We start from the raw sequence: 23,923 nt of genomic DNA on the forward strand, positions 1-23,923 counted from the left end.
CTGGCTGGCGTCAGTCAGCCTATTTGGCTGCGGGTTTCGCATTCGTGGTCAACTGGGCGAGGGCGGCCTGCACCGCGGCTGCCAGCTGGGGATCGCGTCCCGCCAGCATGTCGGCCGGGGTCAGCACCACCTGCACGTCGGGGATCAGCTCCTGGTTCTCGTACAGGGTGCCGTCGGGGTTGCGCAGTCCCAGGGTCGGGATGCCGTAGGCAAGGCCCGGGATCAGCCTGGAGGTGTGGGCGTACACCATGGTGCCGGTGCCCGGCACCGGCTCACCGACGATGGGGCCCACCTTGAGGGTGCGGTAGTACTGGGGAAAGGCCGAGCCTTCCGAGTAGCTGCCCGCATTGACCAGCACCACCGAGGGCTTGGTCCACTGGCGGGTGGCGGCATCCGTCTCCCCCTTGCCAAGGCGTGGCCAGCTGCGGGCCATGCCCTGGGCGCTGCCGCTGCCGGTCAGGAACTCCACCAGGGTGTTGGCCAGATAACCCCCCTTGTTGAAGCGCACGTCGACGATCAGCGCCTCGCGGTTGCGCTGGCGACCGAGGGCGTCGGCCACCACCTCCTCATAGACGGCGCTGCTCATCTCCGGCAGATAGACATAGCCGACCCGCCCCTGACTCAACTGCTCCACCTGGCTGCGGCGCTTGGCGATCCAGCCGTCGAGCTGCAACTGATATTCCTGCTGCAGGTCGATGGCGGTGACCTCCAGCTGGCTGGGCTCCTTGGCCCCCTTGGGCAGCACAGTGAGCGCCAGCCGCTGGCCGGCCTGGTGGTTGAGCAGGGCATCCAGCTCGTTGAGGCTGTGCAGCTCGGTGCCGTTGACGGCCAGCAGGCGGGCGCCCGGCGCGAGATCCGTCTCCTGCTCCAGCGGGCCGCCGGCCAGCAGGGCGTCGAGCTCGACCGCTCCCTGCCGCTCGCGCCAGTAACCACCGAGGCTGGCGGTCTCGTCCGGCATGCGCAGGGAGGGGGCCGGGCCGCTGCCCCAGGTGTGGGAGACATTGAGCTCGCCGGCCAGCTCCGCCAGCAGGTTGCCGAAGTCACGATCGTTGCTGATGCCGGGCAGCAGGCGGCGATAGGCGGCCACATAGCCGTCCCAGTCCACCCCGTTCATGTCGGCCCGGTAGAACTCGTCCCGGGTGAGGCGGGTGATCTGGTCGAAGGCTGCGCTCATCCGATCCTGCCAGCTGGCGGTGATCAGCAGATTGAAGGGGTGGCTGCTGGCCTCGCCGGAGCGGGTATCGATGAGGGCGATTTCCCCCTCCCGCACCAGGGTGGCGAGGCTGGCATCCTGGTTGAGGCTGGCCAGTGCCGGCCCCGGCTGCTCGGCAAACAGCAGCTTGGTTTCCCCCTTGCGCAGATCCTGGGCGTAGCCCTTGATCTCGCTCTCGCCGTTGGCGTCCATCACCTCCACCAGATAGATCAGATGATCGTCGACGATGCGACTGGCGAGGATGGGGCCCTCTGGCTGTAGCTGGATCGCCTCCCGGTGTGCCAGGCGGTCAGCTTCGAAGCCGTAACCGGCCTTGGGCGGCGCCTGTTCGGCGATGAAGTCGCTCTTGGCGGCGCGACTGCTGTAGAGACCGAGCAGGCTGCCACCGAGGGGCTCGCCATCGGCACCCAGTACCCCGTACTTGGTGGATTGCCAGTAGAGGATGCCGCCGTCCTGACTCCAGGCAGGCTCGCCATCCCGATAGCCGTTGAGGCTGACGTTGACCGGCTTGGCCTTGGCATCCCGGGTATCGATGACGGCGATCTCCTGCTGGGCGGAGTCGGGCTGGATGGTCAGCGCCAGGTGGCGTGAATCGGGGGCAAAGGCCAGCTCCACCGCGTGACGGGAGGGGTTGAACTCGGCCGCGACCAGCTGGCGCTGCTTGCCGCTGGCCAGATCCAGCAGATGGACGGCCTGGCCATCCACCACGAAGGCGAGCTGTTTGCCGTCGGGGGAGAGGGTCGGCACGCTGATGGCGGCGCCCGGAATGGCCAGCAGTTTCTCCTCGGTCAGGGGGCCGGGGTCGCTGAACAGCTTGTCCGGCTGCCCCTTCTTGAGGCGGTACAGCGCTGCCGGCCCCTCCTGTTCGGAGAGGTAGATGAGCTCCTGCTCTTTATCCAGATAGCGCGGCGCCGACTGCTCGCTGGGATGGCGGGTGAGCTGGCGTACCCGCTCGCGCCGGGTATCGACCGCATAGAGATCCCCCTGGCTGACCAGGATCACCTCTTCTCCGTCCTGGCGGGCGATGGCCTCGTCGATGGGGCCGGGCTGCCAGCTCTGCTCGGCCGGCACCTTGGCGAACAGCGGCTGGATGACGAGCTTGCGCGGGGTGTCGCTGCCGGCATCGAGGCGGTAGAGCTCCCCCTGCCAGGACCAGACCAGATCCCCCTGGCGGGAGGCACTGAGGCCGCGCACCGGGTGGCCCTTGAAGTGGGTTAGCTGGCGATCCTGGCCGCTGGCCAGATCCCGTTGCCAGACGTTGAAATCACCGCTGCGCTCGCTCAGGTAGTAGAGTTGCTTGCCCTGCTCATCCCAGACCGGATCGCTGGCGGCCACCCTGTCTTCGGTCAGCTGGCGATGCTGTTTACCATCGAACAGCCACAGACGGGAGACGGCAAACGAGTGCTGGTGCTTGCGAAACGGCTGATCCATGCCCGGCATCTGGTAGGCCAGCTGGCTGCCGTGGGGGCGGGCCAGGGTGGCGGGCAGGGGCTGGGCCGGGGTCAGCGGGCCGCCGGCAACCGGCGTCCAGTAGAGGTTGCCGGCCTGGTAGCCTTCCGCCACGAAGTGATCGGCGTCGGGGTCGGTCAGGCGCTGGCTGCTCAGCAGCAACTGCTTGCCGTCGGCGCTGAAGGCCTGGGGCAGATCGGGGCGCGAATCGCGGGTCAGCCGCACCATCTCGCCGCCGTGGCTCGGCACCACGAACACGTCTTCGTTGCCGTAGAGGTTGGCGGCAAAGGCTATGAGTTTGCCATCCGGCGACCAGAGCGGGCGCTGGCTCAGGTAGTTGCCGTCGGTGAGGGGCACAGCGGGGCCGCCATCCCCCGCGCTCAGGTAGACGCGGCCCTGCCAGGTGAAGGCAAGCTGCTTGCCGTCGGGGGAGAGGGCGGGCTCGCGCAGCCAGAGCGGCTCGGCCGCCTGCAGGGAGGAGCAGAGCAGCAGGAGCAGCAGGGAGAGTCGGTATCGCATCGTGAGGTTCCTGAGAGGTGAAAAGCGCCTTATCTTCCCCCAATGTCCCGCCCGGGACTATCCCGAGATAGGGGGTTATCCCGTTGTTTTGGCAGTTAATTGTAACAATCTATAAAAGATGGCGCGGGATATGTTTCTCTGGATATATTGAGTATTGATGGCGATCCAATATGATGGCGCTCGCCCGCCACACGAGGCGGTGCAGTTCAGATGATTTGGTAACAGAAAAGCCCTTACCAGAGGCTTGCCGAGGGATGGAATGAGAGCCGTATTACTGTGTTTGCTGGGGCTGTGGCCCGCATTGAGTTTTGCCACCCTGTCCGCCGATATGGTGGTGGTGAAGAAATCGAGTTATAGCCTGACCCTGATGAAGGATGGCAAGGAGGTCAAACGCTACTGGATAGCTCTGGGTCCGGCTCCCAAGGGGCACAAGCAGCGGGAAGGGGATCAGCGCACGCCGGAAGGCCGTTACATCCTCGACTACAAGAAGACCAACTCCAACTATTACAAGGCCATCCACATCAACTACCCGAATCTGGACGACATCAAGGCGGCCAACGAGATGGGTGTGCGACCGGGCGGCATGATCATGATCCACGGTCAGCGCAACAGCATAGGCAACACCCGCCTGCAGCCGTCCAACTGGACCAATGGCTGCATCGCCATGCTCAACAAGGATCTGGACGAAGTGTGGAACGCCATCGAACCCGGCACCCCCATCGTCATTCAGCCCTGACTCTCTGCAGCGCGCCACCTCCGGGTGGCGTTCTGTTTTTTGGGCCCTCTGTTCTGCTCTATCTTCTCTTTACCCGCAGCCTCTTGGTATCCGTCCCCGTGCTGTGCTAGTTTTTCCGGCTCGCCGTGGACGCAACAAGGATGATCCCATGCCATCAGCAACCTGCTCCCGGCCCGTCGGGGCCGAGAGTACCCGCGCGCTCTGGTGGCGCGCCTCCATCGATATTCTGCCGCTCTCCGTCTCGGTGATCCCCTGGGGGATCCTGTGCGGTGCCCTGGCGCTGCAGGTGGGGCTGAGCCCGCTGCAGGCCCAGCTGATGTCGCTGCTGGTCTATGCCGGCGCCGCCCAGCTCTCGGCCACCACCCTGTTCGGGGCGGGTACGCCGCTGCTGCCCATCATGGGCTCCACCTTCGTCATCACCTCCCAGCACCTGCTCTACGGCTTCACCTTTCGCCGCGACGTGCTGCCGCTCTCCCTGCGCTGGCGCGCCAGTCTGGCCTTCTTTCTGACCGACGAGATGTTCGCGGTGGCGCTCAAAGACCGGGAGCGCAGCGGCCGCTTCGACCCGGCCTATGCGCTCATCGCCGGCTTCGTCTTCTATCTGTTCTGGAATGCGGCGACCCTGCTCGGCATCGCCGCCGGCCAGTACATCGACGGGCTGGATCAGATGGGGCTGGACTTCGCCATCGCCGCCACCTTCATCGCCATGACCATTCCCGCCATGAAGAACCTGCCCATGGTGGCGGCCACCCTGGTGAGCGGTGCCATGGCGCTGCTCACCAAGCCGCTGCTGGCGGAGGTCTACATCATCATCTCGGCGCTCTCCGGCATGCTGGTGGGTTATGTGCTGCACCGGATGAGGAGGTAATCATGAGCTGGCTGATGATAGGCCTGCTGGCCCTGATCACCTTCTTCAACCGCTTCGCCTTCTTCTCGCGGCTGACCCGCTATCAGCCGGGTGCCGAGATGGGGGCCTTCCTCAGCTTCTCGGCCCAGTCGGTGCTGACCGCCATCTGGCTGCCCATCGTCTTCAGCTACCAGCCTGGCATTGGGCTGAGCTGGGATCCGGACTACCTGGTCGCCACCCTGCTGGTGACGGTACTGACCTTGCTGCGGCTGCCGACCCTGCTGGTGGTGGTGGTCGGCATGGGGGGCTTCTTCCTGCTGCGCTGGCAGGGAGGCGTGGCCCAGTTGCTGCCCTGGTTGGGCTAGGCCCGTGATCTTGCATGGCGGATGTCTTCATTGGATATCCGCCATGTTGTGAATGTCACTTCAAAAAACACCTCTCAAGTGTGAGGATTTAGCTCCCATCCGTCGAGGAGCGAGCCATGTCCTTCACCGAAACCTGTCAGCGCATCGTGCGCGATCCCCTGCTGTCACCGGCCCAGAAGAGCCATGCCCTGGCGCTGGCCGCCGAAAATGCGCTGCCCTATCCCGAGCTGCCCGCCGAGGTGAGCGAGGCGATGGCCAAGGGCTTTGTCTGCGACATGTTCGAGGGGCACGCCCCCTACAAGCCGCGCTATGTGCTGCCGGATTACGAGAAGTTTCTGCGCCAGGGCTCGGCCTGGCTGGAGCTGGCACCGCCGCAGGATTTCGACGAGGCGCTCGATGCCCTGCGCATCCTCTACCACCATGTGCCCTCCGTCACCGGCATGCCGGTCTGGCTGGGCCGGCTCGACCACCTGCTGCTGCCCTTCGTCGGTGAGCTGGATGACGAGGCGCTCTATCGCAAGCTGAAGGGGTTCTGGATCTACCTGGACCGGGTGCTGCCGGATGCCTTCATGCACGTCAACATAGGCCCGGACGACAACCGGCTCTGCCGCCTGATCCTGCGTATCGACGGCGATCTCAAGCAGGTGGCCCCCAACCTCACCCTGTTCCACGATCCGGCGCAGACTCCGGACAGCCTGTTGCTGCAGGGGGTGAAGAACATAGCGGCCTGCAGCAAGCCCCACATCGCCAACTACCCGCTGCATCGCAACACCTTCGATGAGCGCGGCTTCGGCATCGTCAGCTGCTACAACGCCCTGCCCCAGGCGGGTGGCGCCAACACCCTGGTGCGGGTCTCCCTCAAGCGGGTGGCCGAGCAGGCCCACGGCATCGACGACTTCCTGGGCTGCCTGCTGCCCCACTACTGCCGCCTCGCCTCCCGTCTGATCGAGGCGCGTGCCGCCTTCCTGCACCAGGAGTCCGGTTTCTTCGACAGCTTCCTGGTGCAGGAGGGGCTGCTGGAAGAGGATCGCTTCGTGCCCATGTTCGGCATTTACGGCATGGCCGAGGCGGTCAACCTCCTGATGGACAAGGAGAACCTGCCGGAGCGCTACGGCCGGGACGAAGAGGCGAACCAGCTGGGCTACCGCATCTCGGCCCAGCTCGCCCGCCACGTGAGCGAAGCGCCGCAGGTGCACGCCTGGGGTGGCCGCGCCCTGCTCCACTCCCAGGGCGGGCTCAGCGTGGATCGCGGGGTGACCCCCGGGGTACGCATCCCCTATGGCGAGGAGCCGGATCCCGCCAGCCACATGCTGGCGCTGGCGCCCCACCACGGCTTCTATCACTCCGGGATCAGCGAGATCCTCACCCTGGATCCCACCATCCGCCAGAACCCGCAGGCGCTGCTGCAGCTGTGCAAGGGGGCGCTCGCCATCGGCATGCGCGAGTTCACCGCCAACGTGGCGGACAGCGATCTGGTGCGGGTGACCGGCTACATGATCCGCAAGAGCGACGTGGCCCGCTTCGCGACCGAGGGCTCGCGGCTGCAGACCACCTGCCTCGGCGCCGAGGCGAGCGAACTGACCGGGATCCGCCAGCGGGCGCCGCGGGTGGTGGGGCGCGAGGCGACCCTGTGTGACTACTGAGTACGGCAGACGGGCAGGGGCGGCGCGCACCGCGACGGTGAGCCGCTGGCTGCCCTTCTCCTGCGTGGACGGCCCCGGCAACCGGCTGGTGCTGTTTCTGCAGGGCTGCAACTTCGCCTGCCCCGGCTGTCATAACCCGCACACCATCGGCCTCTGCGATCACTGCGGCGACTGCGTGCCGGGCTGCCCGAGCGGAGCGCTGACCCTGCACGAGGGGCGGGTGAGCTGGCAGGCGGCGCGCTGCACCGACTGCGATGCCTGTCTCGATCTCTGCCCCCGCAGCGCCAGCCCCAAGACAGCTGCCATGACGGTGGCCGAGGTGCTGGCTCTGCTGCGCCGCTACGGCCCGCTGCTGAGCGGGATTACCGTCTCCGGCGGTGAGGCCACCACCCAGTTGCCGTTCGTGATCGCGCTGTTCACGGCCATCAAGGGGGCGGCGGATCTGGCCCATCTCGACTGCCTGCTCGACAGCAACGGTTCGCTCGCCGAGGCCGGCTGGCAGCGGCTGCTGCCGGTGCTGGACGGCGCCATGATCGACCTCAAGGGGTGGGGTGACTCTGTGCATCACATGCTGGCCGGCTATGGCCGCGAGCGGGTGCTGGCGTCGCTGCAACTGCTGGCGCAGGCGGGCAAGCTGGCGGAGGTGCGCCTGCTGCAGGTACCGGGGCAGAGCGATTATCTCGTCGCCGACGGCACGCTGGAGGGCGGGCTCGCCGCCTTCTTGCGCGCTCTCGGGCCCGTGCCCATCCGCCTCAACGGCTTTCGCCATCACGGCGTGCGCGGGGCGGCGCAGGGCTGGCCAGAGGCGACGCGAGAGGAGCTGGAGCAGTTGGCCGCTGCGCTGGCGGTGGCCGGGCTCGGCCCGGTCAGCCTGCCGCCACTGCTCTGAATAGCCGGGTGCTAATCAATTGATCGCAAAGGGATTTGATACTACAAGGCAAGATTGGACGGCGAACCGAGCGGTTCGGCGTGGCTTTTTTGCTGCCTGAGTCTTGAGATGACGTAACTGTGATTGCTGTCTATTTGAGCTCTGCGAGGTGGCGGCTAGAATGGGTCAATCGCCCACCATCAACAGACGAACATGAGTGAATCCAACGCCTTATATCGAGTGCAGTTCATTTGTCACAACGAGCGTTACGAAGTCTATGTCAGGGAAGTGAGCCAGGGTCAGCTGTTCGGCTTCATCGAGATCGCCAACTTCGTGTGGGACAACCACACGGCGCTCATCGTCGACCCCAGCCACGAGAAGTTGAAGAGTGAATTTGCCGACGTCAATCGCACCATGATCCCCATGCACCACGTGCTGCGGGTCGATCAGGTGCGCAAGCAGGGGGCCGCCCGCATCACCGAACTGGGCAACAACGTCTCTCCCTTCCCCAGCCCCATCTACACCAAGAAACCCTGACACTCGCCATGTCCGGCCAGCATGTGCCGGGCATGGTCGCCCTCATCCCAGCTCGCGGGCCAGTTGCAGGATGCGCTGGCGAAACCAGCGCCGGGCCGGCTCTTCTCCGGCCGGGCCGTACCACACCAGGCTGTGGGTGACGGCGCCGTAATCGAAGGGCACCGGCCTGCTCACCAGAGCGTGGGGGGCCGCCTGCTCGGCCCAGCCACCGATGGCGGTGAGGATCAGATCGCTCTGGCGCAGCAGGGCTGCCGCACTGCCAAAATCCGGCAGGATGGCGGCAATCTGCCGGCGCACCTGCAACTGGGCCAGGCTCTGTTCGAAGAAGGGGTTGGCCAGCTCCTGATCGCGAATGGCGATATGGCGCCAGCTCAGGTAGGCATCGAGATCCCAGGATCGCGCCAGCGCCGGGTGATCCGCGCGCAGCAGGCAGACCAGCTTGTCTTCGCGCAGGGTCTCCCACACCAGCCCTTGCTGGCGGGGCAGCGGCTGGCTCTGATCGTGGGGCAGGATCACGAAGTCCAGCTTGCCCGCCGCCAGGGCAGCCAGCCCCTGCTCATCCTTGTTGCGAATGTCGGGCACCAGGCCCGGCACCTCGCGCATCAGCTGCGCCAGAATGGGCCCCATGGGCCAGACCATGCCGCTCTCGCGCAGGGCGAATGTCAGCTGCCCCTGCCAGCTGGCGGGATCGAACCCGCCCTGGCCGGTGAGGCCGTTCAGCTCGCTCAGCAGCCGGTGCAGGGTAGGGCCGAGCCGCTCGGCGAACGGGGTCAGCAGCAGCTGGTTGCCCTGGCGGTAGAGCAGCTGATCACCGAGCAGATCCCGCAGCTGGTTGAGAGTCTTGCTGACGGTGGAGGGGGTGGTGCAGAGCCGCTCGGCGGTGCGGGTGACGCTCTGGCTGTCGAGCAGCAGGTGCAGGGTAACCAGATGGCGACCGCCGAGGCGGGAGAGGGCAATGAGATCCATAACGGTTCCACAAGCAAACGGGACAAACAAAAAGCCCCGCCTGAGCGGGGCTTGCGGGGATCAGCCCTTGAGCACGGCGGCCATGGCGTCGGCCACGTAGTCGACGTTGCGGCTGTTGAGGCCCGCCACGCACATGCGACCGGAGCGCACCAGGTAGACGGCGAACTCCTCGCGCAGGCGATCCACCTGCTCCGGGGTGAAGCCGGTGTAGCTGAACATGCCGCGCTGGTTGATGAAGTAGCTGAAGTCACGGCCCGGCACCTTGGCACTCAGCACCTCGAACAGCTTCTCGCGCATCGCCTTGATGCGGGTGCGCATCTCGGTCACCTCACCGACCCACATGGCGTGCAGGCTGGCGTCGTTCATCACGGCCGCAGTGATCTGACCGCCGTGGGTGGGGGGGCTGGAGTAGTTGCGGCGCACGGTGGCCTTCATCTGGCCCAGCACGCGGCTCGCCTCTTCGGCATCCTGGCAGATGACCGACAGGCCGCCACAACGTTCGCCGTAGAAGGAGAGGTTCTTGGAGAAGGAGTTGCTGACGAAGAAGCTGACGCCGGCGGCCACCATGGCGCGAATGGCGTAGGCATCCTCTTCCAGCCCGTCGCCGAAGCCCTGATAGGCGATGTCCATGAAAGGAATGAGATTCTTCTCGACTACCAGCGCGATCACCTGGTCCCACTGGGCGCGAGAGAGATCCACCCCGGTCGGGTTGTGGCAGCAGGGGTGCAGCAGCACGATGCTTTTTGCCGGCAGGCTGCTCAGGCAGTCGATCATGGCGTCAAACTGCACGCCGCCGGTGGCCGCATCGTAGTAGGGGTAATCGTGCACCTTGATGCCGGCGCCCTCGAACATCGCTTTGTGGTTGTCCCAGGTGGGATTGCTGACCCACACCTCGGAGGTCGGGAAGTAGCGCTTGAGCAGATCGGCGCCGATCTTCAGGGCGCCCGAGCCACCGATGGTCTGGATGGTGGCGATGCGACCCGCCTTGACCGCTTCGTGGTCGGCACCGAACAGCAGGTGCTGCACTGCGGTGCGGTAGTTGGCGGCGCCTTCCATCGGCTGGTAGGGGCGGGGGGCCGGGGCGGCGGCGCGCTGGGCTTCGGCCTGCTGTACCGAGGCCAGCAGCGGAATGCGGCCTTGCTCGTCGTAATAGAGGCCGATCCCCAGGTTCACCTTCTGCTCGCGGGTGTCTTTGTGGAAGGTCTCGACCAGGGTCAGGATGGGGTCGCCAGCATAGGCATCGACGTGTTCAAACATGGGGGGTCCTTGCGAAATGGAATCCAGGGTATGGCGATCAATGATCGGCGGTCATCATGGCGTAAAGCCGGCGAGGGCTCAAGTCTGAAAGGGGCGGGGGCCGTGGGGCCGACGCCGCCCAGCCGTCAACGGGATGAGGCGGGGCTACGCATGGCCCCATCCACCGGCCCTACTTCAGATAGGATCGCAATACCCGCACCACCTGATCCAGATCCTCCAGCCGCTCGGCCGGGGTCGCCTCTTCGGCGCCGAGATGCTCGCGCATGTGGCCCTCCAGCACCTCCAGCATCAGGCCGTTGACGGCGCCGCGAATGGCCGCGATCTGCTGCAAGATGGCGGCGCAGTCGCTCTCCTGCTCCAGCGCGCTCTCCAGTGCCCCTGCCTGCCCCTTGATGCGGCGCACCCGCGCCAGCAGCTTCTTCTTGCCGTGAATGGTGTGTGACATGCAGGATCCTCTCGATCAATAAAACTATACTGGGGTATAGTATATTGCATTGTCGTCCTCAGGAGAAATCCATGTCATCCCTCGCCTCATCCCACTGCCACCAACCCGTCGTCCACGAAGGGAATCCGCTGGCCGAACAGAAGACCCGCTGGGCCGTGCTGCTGACCGTCATCATGATGGTGGCGGAGATCGGCGGCGGCTGGTTCTACAACTCCATGGCGCTGCTGGCCGACGGCTGGCACATGAGCTCCCACGCGCTGGCGCTCGGCCTGTCGGTGCTGGCCTACCGCGCCGCCCGCCACTTCGCCCGCGACCACAGATTCAGCTTCGGCACCTGGAAGATCGAGGTGCTGGGGGGCTTTACCAGCGCCCTCTTGCTGGTGGGGGTGGCCGGCATGATGCTGTTCGAGTCGGTGTTCCGGCTGCTGGATCCCAGCCCGATCCACTATCAACAGGCCATCGTCATCGCCATCGTTGGCCTGCTGGTGAACCTGGCCTGCGCCTGGCTGCTCAAGGATGACCACGGTCATCACCATGGGCACGGTCACGACCACCATCATGATCATCACGACCACGCTCACCCGCACGATCATGGCCAGCATCACGGTCATCAGGATCTCAACCTGCGCGCCGCCTACATCCACGTGCTGGCGGATGCGGCCACCTCGGTGCTGGCGATTCTGGCGCTGGTGGGGGGCATGTTGTGGGGGGCCGACTGGCTGGATCCCCTGATGGGCATAGTGGGGGCCGGACTGGTTGCGGTGTGGGCCTGGGGCCTGCTGCGCGACTCCGGCCGGGTGCTGCTGGATGCCGAGATGGACGTGCCGCTGGTGGCGGAGATCCGCGAGGTGATTGCCGAGTTGCCGGATGCCGAAGTGCGCGATCTGCACGTCTGGCGGGTGGGGCAGCAGCAATATGCCTGCGTGCTCTCCCTGCTGATGGCGGCGCCGGTTGCCGCCAGCGAGATCCGCGCCCGGCTCGCCATCCACGAGGAGCTGGTGCACGTCACCATAGAAGTGAGCGCCGCCTGATCCTGGCCGGTTGGCCGCCCGCAACAGCAGGAAGGGGCCAAGGCCCCTTCCTGTTTTTCTGGCTCAGTGCGGCTGGCCCTGCACATCCTCCGGTTTGTGCTGCCAGATGGCGCCGAGCAGCAGTTTGAGCAGCAGCTCGGGCGGGTTGTCCAGCAGCCGGCCCGACTCCAGCAGCAGGTGGCCGTCGGCCCGAAAGCCGAGGCTGGCGTGGATGGTGCCCTCCTCGCCGCACACCTGGATCAGCCCGCTCAAACTGCCGCGCTCCCCCGGCTGGCAGCGCAGCCGCAGCTCCCGTGGCTCCCCCAGCAGGGTAAAGGCCCGGGCGAGGGGCGGGGTATCCTCATAATCCGGCCAGTTGAAGAAGTGGTACTGCTCGGCGAGCGTCCCCGCCTGCTGACAAAATTGGTCAAACAGCTGGGCAATCTCTTGATACTCCTGGTCCAGCCGTCTGGCCTGCTCTTCAATCCGCTTCATCTGTCGTGGCTCCCTCTCTCTTGCCGTATCCACTTATCCATTTGATCGGAAATCAATTTTTCCAGACATCATGGCTCTGCCCGCAGGTATGTGCCGAATCGGGCGGCAGGTCTGTGAGCCCGATCCGATTTTCGTTATGAAAACGTTATCTTGTTGAAAGCGGTTAACTTTTTTGCCCCCCTGCTCACATTTGAAACGATTTCTGCTGATTAATATGGCACCGCTCGGCAATGACCGGGTACTCGGATATCGAGACTAACTACAGCGGGAATTATAAAAAAATGGATATGAAAAAGACCAAAGTGGCGCTGGTAACAGCCTCACTGCTCGCGCTTTTGTCCGGCTGCAATGACAACAGCTCCTCCCCCTCCACCCCTGACCCCACGGACGGCCCCGTCGCCCGTCTGCCCAATGTGCAACCCCCTGCCGAGCAACTGGTAGCCGGGCCCGATCAGGCGGTGATCGCCCTGGTGGATACCCAGACCAGTGCGGCTCGCGGGGTCACTGGCCCCTTCGCCAACTACAGCCTGCACCTGTGGAACAACGACGCCTGCAGCGCCACCGCCGAGAGCGGCCTCAACGCAGGCTGGGACGACAAGGTCAACACCCCGGCCGCGGCCGACGGCTTCGGCCCGAGCTGGGTGGTGCCCCTTAGCAAGCTGGAAGGCTGCATCAACTTCATCGCCCGCAACGGCGATCTGGCCAACCTGACCGGCAGCGACATGAAGGTGGTCTTCAGCGATCACCCGGACCGCACCGTGGCCATCGTCGCCGGCAAGAACGAGATCTTCGGCAGCCGCGCCGAGGCCTTCACCGCCGCCTTCGGCGTGGCGGGCGCCAGTGCCCACCTGATCGACGGCAACACCCTGATCTGGCAAGGGGGCAAGGACAAGCCCCATGTGCGCCTCTATTACACCGAGTCCGGCACCATCAAGGCCAATGCCGAAGGGGTGTTCGACTTCCCCTACATCACCCTTGCTCCGACCAGCCTGACCGCCGAGCAGCAGGCCAAGTATCCGCATCTGAAGGATGCCGCCGCCTTCGCCCTGCCGGCTGGTAAAGATCTCAAGCCGCTGCTCAAGGGTGAGCTGGTGGCCATCGGCACCGATGCCGACGGCATTCTGCAGGGGGCGACCCTGGTGCAGAGCGCCGGCGCCCTCGATGCCCTCTACAGCGAAGCGGCTACCAAGCTGACTTATGGCGCCGTGGTCGAGGGGGGCAATGTCACCTTCCGGCTGTGGGCGCCGACCGCCAAGTCGGTCAAGCTGGCGCTGTTCGACGGCCAGCACAAGCCGCTCGGCGAGCGCACCATGACCCTGGACGAGGCCAGCGGCAGCTGGAGCGTGCAGGGCGGCAGCGAGCTGGTGGGCAAGTTCTACCGCTACGACATCCAGGTCTATCACCCGGTCAGCCGCAAGCTGGAATCCTATCAGGTGACCGACCCCTACTCCCTGAGCCTGGCGATGAACTCCGAGTTCAGCCAGGTGGTGGATCTCAACGATCCGGCTCTCAAGCCGGAAGGGTGGGACAGCCTCAAGGCGCCCCACAGCCAGCAGAACCCCGCCGACATCACCATCTATGAGGCCCATGTCCGCGATCTGACCGGCAACGACGACTCCACCCCGGCCGAGCACCGCGGCAAGTTCCTCGGCCTGACCGATACCGACACGGCGCCGGTCAAGCACCTGCAGGCACTGGCCAAGAGCGGCGTCAGCCACCTGCACCTGCTGCCGGTGTTCGACATCGCCACCGTCAACGAGGATCCGGCCAAGGTCGCCAACATCAGCGACGATTTTGGCAAGCTGTGCCAGGTCAACCCCGAGGTGCAGAACTCCAAGTTCGCCGGCTACTGCAGCAGCGGCCAGACCATCGAGGCCGTGCTCGGCGATCTGCAAGGGAGCGACAGCAAGGAGAACCCGCAGGTGCAGGAGCTCTACGGCTATCTGCGCGGCGTCGACTCCTTCAACTGGGGCTATGACCCTTACCACTACACCACCCCGGAAGGCTCCTACGCCACCAACGCCGAGGGCAGCCAGCGCATCCTGGAGTTCCGCGAAATGGTCAAGGCCATCAAGCAGAACATCGGCATGAACGTGGTGATGGACGTGGTCTACAACCACACCAACGAGGCGGGCCTGGGGCCCAAGTCGGTGCTCGACAAGATAGTGCCCTGGTACTATCAGCGCCTCAATCCGGAGACCGGCTCGGTGGAGAACTCCACCTGCTGCTCCAACACGGCGCCGGAACACGCCATGTTCGCCAAGCTGATGGATGACTCCCTGGTCACCTGGGCGCGCGACTACAAGATCGACGCCTTCCGCTTCGACCTGATGGGCCACCACCCGAAAGATCAGATGGTGCAGGCGCTGGCTGCGGTGAAGCAGGTCAACCCGGAGATGTACTTCTACGGCGAGGGCTGGAACTTCGGCGAGGTGCAGGATGACAAGCGCTTCGTGCAGGCGACCCAGAAACACCTGGCCGGCACCGGCATCGGCTCCTTCTCCGACCGGCTGCGGGATGCGGTGCGCGGCGGCAGTCCGTTCGACGGCGGCGACACGATTCGCAAGACCCAGGGCTTTGGCAACGGCGCTCTGGTGGATGCCAACGAGATGGATGGCGTAGATCGCGCCACCGCTCTGCATCAGGCCGATCTGGTGCGCCTCGGCATGGCCGGCAACCTCAAGGACTTCATCCTGACCGACAAGGATGGCATGCCGAAGAAGGGCTCCGACATCGACTACAACGGTCAACCGGCGGGCTACGCCCAGGATCCGACCGAAATCCAGAACTACGTCGACAAGCACGACAACCAGACCCTGTTCGACAACCTGATCTACAAGGCGCCGCAAGGGGCCGATCTGGTGCGGATGCAGGGGGTATCGCTCGCCACTGCCATGCTGGGGCAGGGCATTCCCTTCACCCATGCCGGTGTCGAGCTGCTGCGCTCCAAGTCCATGGAGCGGGACAGCTACGACTCGGGTGACTGGTACAACCGGGTCGACTATACCCTGGCCGACAACAACTTCGACAAGGGGCTGCCGCGCAAGGACAAGGATGGCGACAACTATCCGCTGATCGAGAAAGTACTCGGCAAGCACGTCAAGCCGAGCGGTGCCGACATGGCGACCATGGTGGGCTTCTATCAGGAGCTGGCCGAGCTGCGTCAATCCTCCCGTCTGCTGCGTCTGGGCAGCGGTGCCGAGGTGATCAAGCGGGTCGACTTCCGCAATACCGGCCCGGATCAGGAGCCCGGCCTCATCGTGATGACGGTGGATGACGGCATCAATGCGGGGGCGGATCTGGATCCGGCCATCGACGGTCTGGTGGTGATGATCAACGCCACCAATGCTCCCCAGAGCATCAGCGACTTCCGTGACGGCAACGATCAGCCCATCGATCTGACCAGCCTGCAGCTGAGCCCGGCTCACCACGGCGGCGAGAGCATCGCCCGCGATGCGGCCGCCAATGGCGGTACCCTGACCCTGGGTGCCTGGTCGGCGGCGGTGTTCGTCAAGCCGCAGAGCGGTGCCCAGGGCACTGGCCTGCCGGTTGGCAAGAAGACTGATCTGAGCACGGTACCGCCGTTCGGTGACACCGCCGTCTATCTGAAGGGGTTCCTCAATGAATGGGGCAACACCAACCAGATGACCTTCAGCAGCAACTTCATGTACGAGTTCACCACCGAGGTGAGCAGCGACAAGCTGGGCACCACCAACGTCAAGATCGCGGATGCCAGCTGGGGTCCCCTCAACTACGGCAGCTGCAATGCGGGTGACAAGCTGGTGGTCGGCACTCCGTTGACCCTTTGCAAGGGCGGCGATACCGGCAACATCGGGCTCGATCTGGCCAAGGCGGGCAGCTACAAGTTCGTGTTCACCGCCATGAACAAGGACAAGCCCACCCTGAGCGTCAGCTTCACCGAGCCGGTGCAGAGCTGCAAGGTGCTGGACACGGTGGCGGGCAATCCGCTCGGCTACAACCTGTTCGTCAAGGGCGAACTCTCCGGCTGGGCCGCTCAGCCCCAGTACCAGTTGAGCTACAAGGGGATGGACGGCGATCTGGCCATCTATCAGGCGGCCTTCAACTACACCGGCAGCACCGAGTTCAAGGTGGCCAACGAGGACTGGAGCAAGGAGTACCTGCTCAACGGCGGCGGTGCGGTGACGGCGGAGACGGGTTATGCCATCGGCTTCTCCCAGCCGGGCAGCGCCAACAACAGCATCACCTTGCCGCAGGGCCTGTGGAGCGTGCTGGTGAAGGTTGACCCGGCCGGCACCAAGGCCGGTACCGCTGTGATCCAGGAGTGCAGCGCCAAGTAGTCATTCCCATCGAGCCCGGGGCTGGCTCGGCACCCCAGGGTTGAATTCCACCTCGCCAAGGGTGGGATAACTCCGAGAGAGTAAGCAAAGCGCGACTGCCGACCGGCAGCCGCGCTTTTTCTTTGCTGTGGGCGAGGCAATAAAAAAGCCGCCCCGTTGGGGCGGCTGTTGGTTGTGCCGTCAACGGCCGGCTTAGCGCTTGCGCAGCAGGCGCAGGGCGTTGGCGGTGACCAGCGCGGTGGCGCCGGTGTCGGCCAGCACCGCAATCCACAGGCCGGTGATGCCGAGCAGGCTGGTGACCAGGAAGATGGCCTTGAGCCCCAGCGCCAGCGCTATGTTCTGGTGGATGTTGGCCAGTGCCGCACGTGAGAGCCGGATCATGGCGGCGACCCCGCCGAGCTGGTTGTGGGTCAGCGCCGCATCGGCGGTCTCCAGCGCCACGTCGGTACCGCCCCCCATGGCGATGCCGATGCTGGCCCGCTTCATGGCCGGGGCGTCGTTGATGCCGTCGCCGATCATCGCGACTTTCTGGCTGAGGCCGAGCTTGGCGATTTCATCGACCTTGCCCTCCGGCAGCAGGCCGGCGCGCCAGCCCATGCCGAGTTCGCTGGCGATGGCCTCGGCGGCGCGGGGGTTGTCGCCGGTCAGCATGATGCTCTGCAGGCCGAGCTGGTTGAGCTCTTGCAGCGCCGCAGCCGCTTCCGGCCGGATCTGGTCGCGCAGGGCCAGCAGGGCGGCCGGGGTGGCGTCAGGCTGACCGAGCACCACCACTGTCTTGCCTTGCTGCTCCAGGGTGGCGACCCGGGCCTGCATCGCGGCATCCAGGGTGGCGACCCGGCTTGGTGCCAGCAGTTGCCAGAGGGTGCCGTCGATGCGACCTTCCACGCCCATGCCGGGCAGGGCGCGCAGCGCCTGGGCCGCGGCGAGGCTGAGGCCCCGTTCGCTGGCCGCCGTTACCACGGCGCGGGCCAGCGGGTGGTGGGAGCCCTGCTCGATGGCCGCCGCCAGTGCCAGCAGTTCGGCCTCAGGCTGGCCATTGAGGCTCACCAGTTCGGTCAGCTGCGGCTTGCCCAGGGTCAGGGTGCCGGTCTTGTCAAAGGCCACGGTATCGATGTGGGCCAGCCGCTCCAGCGCAGCGCCCCCCTTGATGAGGGCCCCCTGCCGGGTGGCTGCCGCCAGTGCCGAGGTGACCGCCGCCGGGGTGGAGATGACCAGGGCGCAGGGGCAACCGATCAGCAGCAGCGCCAGCCCGCGATAGACCCACTCGTCCCAGCTCTGGCCGAAGGCGAGCGGCGGTACCAGCACCACCAGCAGGGCAACCAGCATCATGGCCGGGGTATACCAGCGGCTGAAGCGGTCGATGAAGCGCTCGATGGGAGCGCGCTGGGTCTCGGCCTCCTCAATGAGATGCAGGATGCGGTCGATGGCGTTGTTGCCGGGTTCGGACACCACCTCGAGGCGCAGCACCCGATCCGCAGCCAGGCTGCCGGCGGGCACCTTGTCACCCTGACGGCGCTCCACCGGGATCGATTCGCCGGTCAGGGCGCTCTCGTCAAAGGCGCCGAGGGCGTCGAGCAGGCGGGCATCGGCGGCCAGGCGGGCACCCGGGGCGATTTCGATGATGTCGCCGGGGCGCAGCTGGTCTGCCGCCACCTCTTCCCGCACCTCGCCCTCGGCAGTGGTACGGATGCGCAGCGCCTTGTCGGGCACCAGTGCCATCAGGGCGGTGACCCCGGCGCGGGCGCGGCCGGCGGCGTAGGCCTCCAGATGTTCGCCCAGCATGAACAGCAGCAGCACCATGGCCGCTTCGGCGGTTTCGCCGAGGAACAGGGCCCCCACGGCGGCGACCGTCATCAGGGTCTCGATGGCGAAGGGGGAGCCGCTCTTGGTCAGCGCCCACGCCTTGCGGGAGATGGGCCACAGCCCCCACAGGGTGGCCAGGGTAAACAGCGGCTGACCGACCTGGCTCGGCAGCAGGGCCGCCACCAGCATCAGGCCGGCCAGCGACAGCGGCTGCCAATATTTGGTGAGCAGGGTCTGCAGCGGGCCGCGCTCACGGCTGGGCTCCTGCTTGCCGCTGCGCTCGCCCTTGAGCTGGAAGCCGGCGGCCAGCACGGCGGCGGTAACGGGATCGGGGGAGAGGCCGGGGGCCAGATCCACCACCAGCTTCTCGGTGGCAAACAGCACGCGGGCCTGTTGCACGCCGCTCACCCGGCTGACGGCGGTCTCTATCTTGCGGGCGCAGCTGGGGCAGTCCATCCCCAGCACCTGCCAGCTGTGGCGGCGGCTGTTCTGCTCGGGGGCGTCCAGCGGGGGTTCTGCCGCGACGGCATGCTCATGGTGGTCGTGCTCCCCGTCATGGGCATGCCGGGCATGGGCGGGCGGTGGAGTGGCGCAACAACCCCCTCTGGGGGGCTCTTCCCCCTCGGGAGCGCCGCTGGCGGCATGATCCTGATGATCATGGGGGGCCTGACTCGCGCAACAGCTGACCGGTGCGGCCTGGTCGCAGCAGTGGCTGTCGTGCTGGTGCTCGGCCTGGGGCGCAGCGCTCTTGCTGACGGCCTTGATGGGGGCGGCGGCGTGTTGATGGCTGCAGCAGGATTTGCTCATGATGAGTCCCTCTTGGATGGATCCCGCCGGTGCGAGATCTTCGATAACTGAGCCGAGTGTAAACCTTGGTGTTAAGTCCAAGGTCAAGCCCCTTTCTCCCGCTCCTCGCAACAGGCTGCCGGCAGAGGTGATATCCCTGTGGTTGACGGGTGTTTGTCCCCGCCCGGCAGGCCTATACTGGAGGGCCTGATCCTCCCTCGATAATCAAGGACATAACATGAGCAATTCCGTTACCCTGCAAGGCAATCCCGTTTCCGTCGCCGGTCACTTCCCGGTCGCTGGCGAGCAGGCCAAGCCGTTCTCCCTGGTGGCCAAGGATCTCTCCGATCTGACCCTGGTGAGCTTCGCCGGCCAGCGCAAGATCCTGAACATCTTCCCGAGCGTCGATACCCCGACCTGCGCCACTTCCGTGCGCAAGTTCAACGAGCAGGCCAGCGCGCTGAACAACGCCGTGGTGCTGTGCATCTCCGCCGACCTGCCGTTCGCCCAGTCCCGCTTCTGCGGCGCCGAAGGGCTGGACAAGGTAGTGACCCTCTCCACCCTGCGTGGTGCCGCCTTCCTGCAAGACTACGGCGTGGCCTTCTCCTCCGGCCCGCTGGTGGGTCTGGCTGCCCGTGCCATCGTGGTGTTGGATGAAGAGAACAAGGTGCTGCACAGCGAGCTGGTGGCCGAAGTCGCCGACGAGCCGAACTACGCCACCGCCCTGGCCGTACTGTAAACAGGCAGACTGACAACAATCCCGCCGGGGCATGGCCCCGGCGGGATTTTTTTATGGAACAGTCAGGGGGCTTTGGTCGCGTCTTTGGCGGGTAGTGGCTCCGGGTGGGGTTGCCACTCGACATAGGGGCGGTGCAGCCTTGAGTAGATCTCTGCCAGCTTGCCGGAGGCGGCGAGCCTCTCGATCGCCTCGCCGAGGAAGCGATCCACCTCGTCGCCGGTAGGCCCCTTGGCGATGATGAAGACATCCTCGAAATCCCCCAGGTGTTCCCGGTGAATGTTGGTCAGTTTGAGCTGGCGCAGCATCAGGTCGGCCTCCTCCTGGGCCCAGATGAAGGCGTCGATGCGGCCGCGCGACAGCTTGCGCAGGGACTGCTCTATGCTCATCGACCGTTGCAGCGGAATGGGCAGAAAGCCGGGGGTCGCCTCGATCAGCAGATCCCGTTTGGTGGGTACTATGCCGTAGGCCATGTCGGGGGTGATGAGGTGGTCGGTATTGCTGTAGAGCACGTGGGTGACCTTGCCGAAGCTGCGAGTGCTGAAGCGATAGGGCAGCAGGTCGGCATCCTGCAGATTGCGGATGGCGGGCAGGCTGAAATCGGCGGTGCCGGCGATCACCCCGGCCATGGCCCGGGCGAGGGGGTAGATGGTGATCCGGATGCTCACCTCGGGGTAGAGATCATCGATGGCGCGCACCAGATCGACGAAGGGGCCGGTCTTGTCGGCGTTGATGAGCCCCGGCAGCTCGCCGAGGTGGGCGTTGAGGATGCGTACCGGCTTGGCGGCGGGGGCGGCCGCCGTGTCGGCGCGGGAGAGGCTGAGGCTGGTTAGCCCCGTCAGGCACAGCAGCAACAACAGCAGCAGAGAGGGATGTCTGGTCATGGTCTGGTCACGTCCCCGGGGGAGGTTCCTGAAGTGTAGTCAGGCCCGCTTTGCGCATGGCGGGCCGGGAGTGGGCCCGTGGCCGCGATGGATGGGATTTTACTTATGGTCGGCCGCTCACTAGACTTCGCCCCCACCTCCCTATTCTGTCGATAGCTGCGTAGCCCCATGACTTTTGATGAACTTGCCCTCGCCCCCGCCCTGCTGGCGACCCTGCCCGCCGACCTCAAGTGCCCGACCCGGGTGCAGCAACTGGCCATTCCCGCCGCGCTGGCGGGTCGGGATCTGCTGGCGCTGGCCCGCACCGGCAGCGGCAAGACCCTGGCGTTCGGGCTGCCGCTGCTGCAGCGCCTCGATCCGGCCAGCGATCGGGTGCAGGGGCTGGTGCTGGTACCGACCCGCGAGCTGGCGGTGCAGGTGAGCGAGGCGCTGCAGGGGCCGGCCGCCGGGCTGGGTCTGCGACTGGTGACCCTGTGCGGCGGGGTGGCGCAGGCGCTGCAACAGGCCGAACTGGCGCTGGGGCCGCAACTGCTGGTGGCGACCCCGGGGCGACTGCGGGACCTGCTGGCCCAGCAACTGCTGGGACTGAGCCAGCTGCGCCATCTGGTGCTGGACGAGGCGGACCGGCTGCTGGAGATGGGCTTCTGGCCCGACATCCAGTGGCTGCTGAATGCCATGCCGGTCGAGCGTCAGACCCTGCTGTTCTCGGCCACCTTGCCGGCCGAGCTGGATGCGCTGGCGACCGGTCTGCTGACCGAGCCGGTGCGGGTGGAGGCGGATCCTCGCAACAGCGTGGCCGACGACATCGAGGAGCGCCTCTATCTGGTCAACAAGAGCAGCAAGGTGCCGGCGCTCATCAGCCTGCTCAAGGCCCACGAGTGGCCGCAGGTGCTGGTCTTCATCAGCGCACGGGACGACGCAGACGGGGTGGCCCGCAAGCTGGCCAAGGCGGGCATCACGGTGGCGGCCCTGCACGGCGAGAAGGAACAGGCGGTGCGCGAGCAGGCGCTCGGTGACTTCAAGGCGGGCAAGGTGCGAGTGCTGGTGGCCACCGATCTGATGGCGCGCGGCATTCACGTGGAGGCGCTGCCGCTGGTGATCAACCTGGACTTGCCCGCCAGCGCCCCCGTCTACGTGCACCGCATCGGCCGTACCGCCCGGGCCGGACGCAGCGGGCTCGCCATCTCGCTCACCTGCCATGGCGAGGCCGACACCCTGGCGGCGATCCGCACCCTCACCGGCCGCGAGCTGCCGCTGGCCGAGCTCGCCGGTTTCCCGGTCACCGATCAGCCAGCCAGCGGGGAGGGCAAGCGCGCCCCCCGTGACAAGCAGGCCAATCGTCGCACCCAGGCCAAACGCAGCGTCAAACAGTTCAAGAGCAAGGGCTAGGGCAAGCCTGACCCAAGATGGACTGCCCGCTTGGGCAGTACCAAAGGACGCCCGTTTCACTATGCTCCATGGGTTCAACCACGGAGGGATAGGCAATGGCGAGTCTGGTGATGGGGCCCCTGCTGGGGCTCGAAGCGGAGACGCAATACAGCATCTGTTTTTTGGCGGGGCCTGACTGCAAGGGCGCCGGGGTCAGGATCAACGGCAGCCTGCTGGCCGCCGGCAAGCAGGCGGATACCCCCAGGGGCGGCTTCTGGCGGGTCAGCTGGACGGCGACTCCGGCCGAGGCGGGTTCGAGTGTGGAGTACCAGATCCTGCTGGACGGGGAGCCCGCCCGGGATCTGGCCGGTGAGGATCGCTGGCAGTTTCATCTGCCTGGGTCGGCGGAGCGGGTACGCATCGGGTACGCCTCCTGCAATGGTTTTTCCGACTTCAAGCTGCTCACCTCTACCCCGCAGCCCTATGTGATGTGGGACAAGCTGGACGCCGAGCACGCCACGCACCCCTTCTCGCTGCTGCTGATGGGGGGCGATCAGGTCTATGCCGACTCCCTCTGGACCACGGTGCCCAGCCTCAAGGCCTGGAACGAGCTGGACATGGCGGAGAAGGTCAAACGCAAGGCCACTCGCACCATGGAGGAGCAGCTCGATCGCTTCTACTGCGATCTCTACTGCAAGCAGTGGGGGCGGCCCGAGGTGGCGCGCCTTCTGGCCCGGATCCCGAGCGCCATGATGTGGGATGACCACGACATCTTCGACGGCTGGGGCAGCTATCCCGAGTCGCCAGACAATCTGCAGGGCTGCGATGTCTACCGGGTCATCTATGCCGCCGCGTCCCGCTATTTCCGGCTGTTCCAGCTGCGCTCCGTTGCCAACGTCTCCCTGCTGGATCCGGTCAAGCTGGGCCACCACTCCTGGCGGCTGAGTTTTCGGGGCTACCAGATCCTGGCGCTGGACAACCGGGCCAATCGGACCCGCGCCCAGGTGATGAGCCCGTCCCAGTGGGATCAGATCAACGACGCGCTGGCCGCCTGCGACGCGGGCCATCTGCTGGTGCTGGCGGGGGTGCCCGTGGTCTATCGCGACTTCTCCTTCACCGAGGCGGCGCTGGATGCCACCCCCTGGGAGGAGGAGCTGACCGACGATCTCAAGGATCACTGGCGGGCCAAGGATCATCAGGGGGAGCGGGCCCGGCTCATCATGCGGCTGCTGGACAATGCCAGGATCCGGCGCCAGAAGGATGCTGGCTGCAAGACCCTGATCCTCTCCGGCGACGTGCACGTGGGCTGCCTCGGGGTGATCCAGGACAAGCGGGACGGGGTGCTCAACGTGCACCAGCTGGTCTCCTCCGGTATCGTCCACCCCTGTCCCACCCAGTTCCAGTGGATGGGGATCCTCGCCATGACCAACGACGATGCCGAATACCTCGACGAGAACCGGCTGATCCGCGCCGAGCTTATCAAGCCGTTCGGCGCCCCCGTCTACCTGCGTACCCGCAATTTCGCCACCCTGCTGATGGGCACCGACAACAAGCTGTGGGCCAACTGGCATTGCGAGAACGGGCTGGCGGCCAGCTACCCGCTGGCCTGATGGCGGGAAAATGCGAAGGGCCCTGACGGGCCCTTTTTCTTGTGGAGATCAGATGCCCCTAGTCGTT

The 23,923-nt window shown here is 65.8% G+C and carries 18 protein-coding genes; 11 read left to right on the top strand and 7 right to left on the bottom strand.

All coding sequences use genetic code 11. The features are described 5' to 3' along the window. Window positions 1-19 precede the first annotated feature (19 nt). The gene (locus AHA_RS03100) at window positions 20-3,181 is read right to left on the bottom strand and encodes a S41 family peptidase (protein ID WP_011704584.1); all 3,162 of its coding nucleotides are present in this window, start codon (window positions 3,179-3,181) and stop codon (window positions 20-22) included. A 259-nt stretch (window positions 3,182-3,440) separates the two neighbouring features. On the opposite strand from AHA_RS03100, the gene AHA_RS03105 reads away from it, so the two are divergent. The 6 genes from AHA_RS03105 (at window position 3,441) to AHA_RS03130 (ending at window position 8,177) form a co-directional block, all read left to right on the top strand. Next, window positions 3,441-3,917, top strand: coding sequence for a L,D-transpeptidase family protein (locus tag AHA_RS03105; RefSeq protein WP_024944607.1), 477 nt, complete (start codon window positions 3,441-3,443; stop codon window positions 3,915-3,917). Window positions 3,918-4,065: 148 nt separating this feature from the next. Then, window positions 4,066-4,785: an AzlC family ABC transporter permease gene (locus AHA_RS03110; RefSeq protein WP_011704586.1), complete on the top strand. Its 720-nt coding sequence runs from the start codon at window positions 4,066-4,068 to the stop codon at window positions 4,783-4,785. Window positions 4,786-4,787: 2 nt separating this feature from the next. Beyond that, window positions 4,788-5,129 carry an AzlD domain-containing protein gene (locus tag AHA_RS03115; protein ID WP_024944606.1) on the top strand — a complete coding sequence of 114 codons (342 nt, stop codon included), beginning with the start codon at window positions 4,788-4,790 and terminating at the stop codon, window positions 5,127-5,129. 116 nt (window positions 5,130-5,245) lie between these two features. Then, window positions 5,246-6,772, top strand: a complete 1,527-nt coding sequence (locus AHA_RS03120; protein ID WP_011704587.1) for a YjjI family glycine radical enzyme — start codon at window positions 5,246-5,248, stop codon at window positions 6,770-6,772. A 37-nt stretch (window positions 6,773-6,809) separates the two neighbouring features. Then, the gene (locus tag AHA_RS03125; RefSeq protein ID WP_011704588.1) at window positions 6,810-7,661 is read left to right on the top strand and encodes a YjjW family glycine radical enzyme activase; all 852 of its coding nucleotides are present in this window, start codon (window positions 6,810-6,812) and stop codon (window positions 7,659-7,661) included. Between the two features lie 192 nt (window positions 7,662-7,853). Beyond that, on the top strand, window positions 7,854-8,177 hold the full coding sequence (locus tag AHA_RS03130; protein WP_011704589.1) for a DUF1820 family protein: 324 nt from the start codon (window positions 7,854-7,856) through the stop codon (window positions 8,175-8,177). A gap of 42 nt (window positions 8,178-8,219) precedes the next feature. Here AHA_RS03130 and AHA_RS03135 read toward each other — a convergent pair whose 3' ends face one another. From AHA_RS03135 to AHA_RS03145, 3 genes are all read right to left on the bottom strand, one after another. Next, window positions 8,220-9,143 (bottom strand): LysR family transcriptional regulator, encoded by a 924-nt coding sequence (locus AHA_RS03135; protein WP_011704590.1) that lies wholly within the window; start codon window positions 9,141-9,143, stop codon window positions 8,220-8,222. A 60-nt stretch (window positions 9,144-9,203) separates the two neighbouring features. Further along, entirely contained in the window at window positions 9,204-10,400 is a 1,197-nt protein-coding gene (locus AHA_RS03140) for an amino acid aminotransferase (protein ID WP_011704591.1), read from the bottom strand. 169 nt (window positions 10,401-10,569) lie between these two features. Further along, entirely contained in the window at window positions 10,570-10,845 is a 276-nt protein-coding gene (locus tag AHA_RS03145; RefSeq protein ID WP_005308614.1) for a metal/formaldehyde-sensitive transcriptional repressor, read from the bottom strand. A 71-nt stretch (window positions 10,846-10,916) separates the two neighbouring features. Here AHA_RS03145 and dmeF point away from each other — a divergent pair, with 71 nt between their 5' ends. Next, on the top strand, window positions 10,917-11,876 hold the full coding sequence (dmeF, locus tag AHA_RS03150) for a CDF family Co(II)/Ni(II) efflux transporter DmeF (RefSeq protein WP_011704592.1): 960 nt from the start codon (window positions 10,917-10,919) through the stop codon (window positions 11,874-11,876). A gap of 63 nt (window positions 11,877-11,939) precedes the next feature. On the opposite strand, the gene AHA_RS03155 is transcribed toward dmeF, so the two are convergent. Next, window positions 11,940-12,350 (bottom strand): hypothetical protein, encoded by a 411-nt coding sequence (locus AHA_RS03155; RefSeq protein ID WP_011704593.1) that lies wholly within the window; start codon window positions 12,348-12,350, stop codon window positions 11,940-11,942. Window positions 12,351-12,631: 281 nt separating this feature from the next. On the opposite strand from AHA_RS03155, the gene pulA reads away from it, so the two are divergent. Continuing rightward, window positions 12,632-16,669 (top strand): pullulanase-type alpha-1,6-glucosidase, encoded by a 4,038-nt coding sequence (gene pulA / locus AHA_RS03160; protein WP_115586401.1) that lies wholly within the window; start codon window positions 12,632-12,634, stop codon window positions 16,667-16,669. 192 nt (window positions 16,670-16,861) lie between these two features. On the opposite strand, the gene AHA_RS03165 is transcribed toward pulA, so the two are convergent. Next, complete coding sequence (locus AHA_RS03165) at window positions 16,862-19,279, bottom strand: zinc/cadmium/mercury/lead-transporting ATPase (RefSeq protein ID WP_164927540.1); 2,418 nt, start codon at window positions 19,277-19,279, stop codon at window positions 16,862-16,864. A gap of 217 nt (window positions 19,280-19,496) precedes the next feature. Here AHA_RS03165 and tpx point away from each other — a divergent pair, with 217 nt between their 5' ends. Continuing rightward, complete coding sequence (gene tpx, locus AHA_RS03170; RefSeq protein ID WP_011704596.1) at window positions 19,497-19,997, top strand: thiol peroxidase; 501 nt, start codon at window positions 19,497-19,499, stop codon at window positions 19,995-19,997. A gap of 62 nt (window positions 19,998-20,059) precedes the next feature. Here tpx and AHA_RS03175 read toward each other — a convergent pair whose 3' ends face one another. Next, entirely contained in the window at window positions 20,060-20,878 is an 819-nt protein-coding gene (locus AHA_RS03175) for a type 2 periplasmic-binding domain-containing protein (protein WP_011704597.1), read from the bottom strand. A gap of 168 nt (window positions 20,879-21,046) precedes the next feature. Here AHA_RS03175 and AHA_RS03180 point away from each other — a divergent pair, with 168 nt between their 5' ends. Next, a complete protein-coding gene (locus tag AHA_RS03180) occupies window positions 21,047-22,267 on the top strand; it encodes a DEAD/DEAH box helicase (RefSeq protein WP_011704598.1) in 1,221 nt (406 codons plus the stop codon). A gap of 95 nt (window positions 22,268-22,362) precedes the next feature. Next, window positions 22,363-23,856 (top strand): alkaline phosphatase D family protein, encoded by a 1,494-nt coding sequence (locus tag AHA_RS03185; RefSeq protein ID WP_011704599.1) that lies wholly within the window; start codon window positions 22,363-22,365, stop codon window positions 23,854-23,856. Window positions 23,857-23,923 lie beyond the last annotated feature (67 nt).

The sequence above is a fragment of the Aeromonas hydrophila subsp. hydrophila ATCC 7966 genome (genome assembly GCF_000014805.1).
GTDB lineage: Bacteria > Pseudomonadota > Gammaproteobacteria > Enterobacterales > Aeromonadaceae > Aeromonas > Aeromonas hydrophila.

What these genes read in the sequence shown, in the direction of transcription:
- AHA_RS03100 (WP_011704584.1), bottom strand. Translation starts at nt 3,181, where the DNA reads ATGCGATACCGACTCTCCCTGCTGCTCCTGCTGCTCTGCTCCTCCCTG.
- AHA_RS03145 (WP_005308614.1), bottom strand. Translation starts at nt 10,845, where the DNA reads ATGTCACACACCATTCACGGCAAGAAGAAGCTGCTGGCGCGGGTGCGC.
- AHA_RS03135 (WP_011704590.1), bottom strand. Translation starts at nt 9,143, where the DNA reads ATGGATCTCATTGCCCTCTCCCGCCTCGGCGGTCGCCATCTGGTTACC.
- AHA_RS03130 (WP_011704589.1), top strand. Translation starts at nt 7,854, where the DNA reads ATGAGTGAATCCAACGCCTTATATCGAGTGCAGTTCATTTGTCACAAC.
- AHA_RS03120 (WP_011704587.1), top strand. Translation starts at nt 5,246, where the DNA reads ATGTCCTTCACCGAAACCTGTCAGCGCATCGTGCGCGATCCCCTGCTG.
- AHA_RS03175 (WP_011704597.1), bottom strand. Translation starts at nt 20,878, where the DNA reads ATGACCAGACATCCCTCTCTGCTGCTGTTGTTGCTGCTGTGCCTGACG.
- AHA_RS03115 (WP_024944606.1), top strand. Translation starts at nt 4,788, where the DNA reads ATGAGCTGGCTGATGATAGGCCTGCTGGCCCTGATCACCTTCTTCAAC.
- AHA_RS03165 (WP_164927540.1), bottom strand. Translation starts at nt 19,279, where the DNA reads ATGAGCAAATCCTGCTGCAGCCATCAACACGCCGCCGCCCCCATCAAG.
- AHA_RS03185 (WP_011704599.1), top strand. Translation starts at nt 22,363, where the DNA reads ATGGCGAGTCTGGTGATGGGGCCCCTGCTGGGGCTCGAAGCGGAGACG.
- pulA (WP_115586401.1), top strand. Translation starts at nt 12,632, where the DNA reads ATGGATATGAAAAAGACCAAAGTGGCGCTGGTAACAGCCTCACTGCTC.
- dmeF (WP_011704592.1), top strand. Translation starts at nt 10,917, where the DNA reads ATGTCATCCCTCGCCTCATCCCACTGCCACCAACCCGTCGTCCACGAA.
- AHA_RS03105 (WP_024944607.1), top strand. Translation starts at nt 3,441, where the DNA reads ATGAGAGCCGTATTACTGTGTTTGCTGGGGCTGTGGCCCGCATTGAGT.
- AHA_RS03110 (WP_011704586.1), top strand. Translation starts at nt 4,066, where the DNA reads ATGCCATCAGCAACCTGCTCCCGGCCCGTCGGGGCCGAGAGTACCCGC.
- AHA_RS03180 (WP_011704598.1), top strand. Translation starts at nt 21,047, where the DNA reads ATGACTTTTGATGAACTTGCCCTCGCCCCCGCCCTGCTGGCGACCCTG.
- tpx (WP_011704596.1), top strand. Translation starts at nt 19,497, where the DNA reads ATGAGCAATTCCGTTACCCTGCAAGGCAATCCCGTTTCCGTCGCCGGT.
- AHA_RS03155 (WP_011704593.1), bottom strand. Translation starts at nt 12,350, where the DNA reads ATGAAGCGGATTGAAGAGCAGGCCAGACGGCTGGACCAGGAGTATCAA.
- AHA_RS03140 (WP_011704591.1), bottom strand. Translation starts at nt 10,400, where the DNA reads ATGTTTGAACACGTCGATGCCTATGCTGGCGACCCCATCCTGACCCTG.